The organism is Streptomyces tricolor (assembly GCF_002155905.1).
Classification (GTDB): Bacteria; Actinomycetota; Actinomycetes; order Streptomycetales; family Streptomycetaceae; genus Streptomyces; species Streptomyces tricolor.
The window spans coordinates 1-3170 of record NZ_MUMF01000727.1; the positions used below are offsets into that span (position 1 = coordinate 1).

Here is a 3170-nt window from a genome sequence, read left to right on the forward strand (position 1 = left end):
CTGATCGCCGCCGTCGCCGCCACCGGCCGCCATCCCTACGGCGACGGCGGCGATCAGGCCGAGCGAGAAGACGTCCGTGGCCGGTCCGACCGGCTCGCCGAGGGCCTGCTCCGGGGACATGAACTGCGGGGTGCCGACGACGCCGCCGGACAGCGTGAGCTGGGTCGCGTCCGGGGCACGGGCGATCCCGAAGTCGATGACGTACGGGCCCTCGCGGCTCAACAGGATGTTGCTGGGCTTCAGATCGCGGTGCACGATGCCGGCGGAGTGGATCGCGGTGAGCGCCTTCGCGGTCCCGCCGACGAGCTGGAGGACGCTGGCCGGCGGCAGCGGGCCGTGCGCCGCCAGGGCCTCGTGCAGCGGCAGGCCGGGAATGAACACCGAGGCCAGCCACGGCTGTTCGCCGCCGGTGTCGTGGTCGACGACCGGGACGACGTGGTAGCCCTGGACCCGGCGGGCAGCCCGGACCTCCTGCTCGAAACGGCGGCGGAAGCCGGGATCGCCGCCGTACTCGCGCCGGATGACCTTCAGTGCCACGGGCTGCCCGCCGCGGGTGCGGGACAGGTAGACGGTCCCCATGCCGCCCTCGCCGATGCGGGCCAGCAGCCGGTATCCGGCGACCTCCCGCGGGTCCTCGGCACCCAGCCGCTCACCTGGTATACCCGCCGTCATACCGACCACGCCCCCGTTTCTTGATCGTCGCGTGCGGTGAGCGTAGCGGAGACGACGATCAGGACGCCGCACGGTGTGCCGGGCCCCGGTTCGGCGCAGCGTGTGCGGTACCGGGACGCGTGCGGATGTGCGCGGGGCACGCGGAACGTGGGACGTGGGTACTCCCCGTGGCGCGAGGTGTGCCGGTGCCGGGGTTGTGCTGCGGCTTCATTCGTGCGGTGTGTTTAAGCGGTTCAGCCGGTTATTCCATTTCCGTTCGGTCATCACGGTTGGTGAGCGGCCCCGTTGCCGGCGGACGGGGCTCGCGCTCATCACCTTCCGGGACGGACGACGAGAGGAGAGGAGGTGACACACATGGAGAACCGTGACGAGGTCTACGAGGCACCGATGCTGAGCGAGGCCGGTGACTTCACCGAGGTCACCCTCGGCTGGCCGTGGGGCGACCGCTACGACGGCGGACTGCCGCCGTACTGGCGTTTCCCCTACGGCGGCTGAGCCCGGCGCCGTGAGCCCGGTGGGTGTGCGCAGGCGCACGCCCACCGGGTCGGGCCGCCCGGACTCCCGGAGGAGTTCCCGTGAGGAGAAGGAGTGCGCGGTGGAGAACTGGTGGGTGATGCTGCCGGATTCCGCAGCCGCTGCCGCTGTCGCGGGGCGGCTGTGCCGGGAGGGGACGCGCAGCGTGCCGCACGCCTCGGGACGGCCCTGGCTGGTGGGCCGCTGGGACGCCCGGCAGGAGGTGTCGGCGCAGGCGGGCGAGGTACGGGTGGTCGTGCTGGGCCGCAGCACCGCGCGGGCCGAGACGCTGCGGCGACGGATCGAGCGGGTACGCCGGCCGGCGGAGGCGGAACGCGCGGTGGCGGGGCTGCCGGGCAGTTTCCATCTGCTGGCCTCGGTGGCCGGACGGGTGTGGGCGCGCGGCACGGCCTCGGCCGCCCGCCGGGTCTTCACCACCCGCGTCGCCGGCGTGCCGGTGGCCGCCGACCGCGCCGATGTACTGGCCGCCCTGTCGGGGGCGGACCCGGACCCGGAGATGCTCGCCCTGCGGCTCCTGCACCCTCCGGTGACGTCCACGGTCCACGCCGGCAGGACCTACTGGCGCACCGTGCACGCGGTACCCGCGCACCAGGCGCTGGTGTGGGAGCGCGACGGACGCCCGGGACCCGCCGCCCGCTGGTGGAGTCCCCCGGAACCGCACCTGTCGCTGCCGGAGGCCGCCGCCGCGGTGCGCATCGCGCTGACGGACGCGGTCGGCACCTGCACGGCCGGCGGCGGCACGGTCAGCGCGGACCTCTCCGGGGGACTGGATTCGACGAGCCTGTGCTTCCTGGCCGCCCGGGGCGCCGAGCACCTGGTCACCGTGCACTGGGAGGGACGGGACCCGGACAACGACGACGCCGTCTGGGCCGCGCGCGCCCGCGCGGCACTGCCCTCGGCCACCCACCTGATCCTGACCGGCGAGGAGTCGCCCGACTGGTTCGCCGGCGTGGGCCGGCTGCGGCTGCCCAGCGAGGAACCCTGCGCCTGGGTACGGGACTTCGCCAAGCAGTCCGACCTGCTGCGACGGGTCGCCGGCCACGGCTCCCGGCTGCACCTGAGCGGTGGCGGCGGCGACGAACTGTTCACCCCGTTCCCGTCCTACCTCCAGGACCTTGCCGCCACCCAGCCGTTGCGGGCATGGAGCCGACTGCGCCGCCAACGCCATCAGTGGCGGGCCGGCCGCCTCGCCGTGGTCCGCGGCGTCCTGCGCCGCACCTCCTACCGGCAGTGGCTGCTGGACGCCGCCGGACACGTGGCCCGCACGCCGCCCTCCGGGTTCACCGGCATGCTCGGCTGGCAGCCCGAACCCCGCGCGCCGAGCTGGGCCACCCCCGAGGCGGTGGCCACCATGAGCGAGGCCCTGCGGACGGCGGCGGCCGACAGCCCCGAACCGCTCGCGCCGCAGCGGTCCGTGCACTGCGCGCTGCAACAGGTCCGCGAGGGCGGCAACACGGTGCGCGTGCTCAACCAGACGCTGACCGGTCCCCCCACGGCCCTGCCGTACACCGACGACGCGGTCGTCACCGCCGCCCTGTCGGTCCGGCCGCTGGAAGCCGTACGGCCCGGCACGTTCAAACCCCTGCTGTCCGCCGCCCTGACCGGCCTCGTGCCCGCGCCCGTCCTGGCCCGCCCGTCCAAGGGCGCCTACGACGCCGACTTCTACCACGCGCTGCGCCGCCACCGCGGGCAACTGCTGGCCCTGACCGAGGACTCGCTGCTGGCCCGGGCCGGGCTGATCGACGCCGAACGGCTGCGCCGCGCCCTGCACTTCCACGCCGCCCCCGCCGAACTCGACCCGCTGCCCTACACGGTGGGCTGCGAGGTCTGGCTGCGCTCGCTGCAGGACGACGGGCCCGGCTGCGCGCCGCACCTGCTGCCGGAAGGAGCACGCTGATGTCCGTATCGCTGGCCGCGCACGTGACCGTGGTCGACACCGACGGCGACGCGATGGTGCTGCTGGA

At 74.5% G+C, this 3170-nt stretch carries 3 protein-coding genes; 2 read left to right on the top strand and 1 reads right to left on the bottom strand.

Annotated features, from left to right (window positions below; genetic code table 11):
• The coding region (locus CCN44_RS38275) for a serine/threonine-protein kinase (RefSeq protein ID WP_143650298.1) at positions 1–672 on the bottom strand (672 nt) is incomplete at its 3' end.
• Positions 673–1026: 354 nt separating this feature from the next.
• Between CCN44_RS38275 and CCN44_RS43725 the strand changes: the two genes are divergently transcribed.
• Entirely contained in the window at positions 1027–1167 is a 141-nt protein-coding gene (locus CCN44_RS43725) for a lasso RiPP family leader peptide-containing protein (RefSeq protein WP_107118120.1), read from the top strand.
• A 100-nt stretch (positions 1168–1267) separates the two neighbouring features.
• Complete coding sequence (locus tag CCN44_RS38280; RefSeq protein WP_223283663.1) at positions 1268–3103, top strand: asparagine synthase-related protein; 1836 nt, start codon at positions 1268–1270, stop codon at positions 3101–3103.
• Positions 3104–3170: the final 67 nt, after the last annotated feature.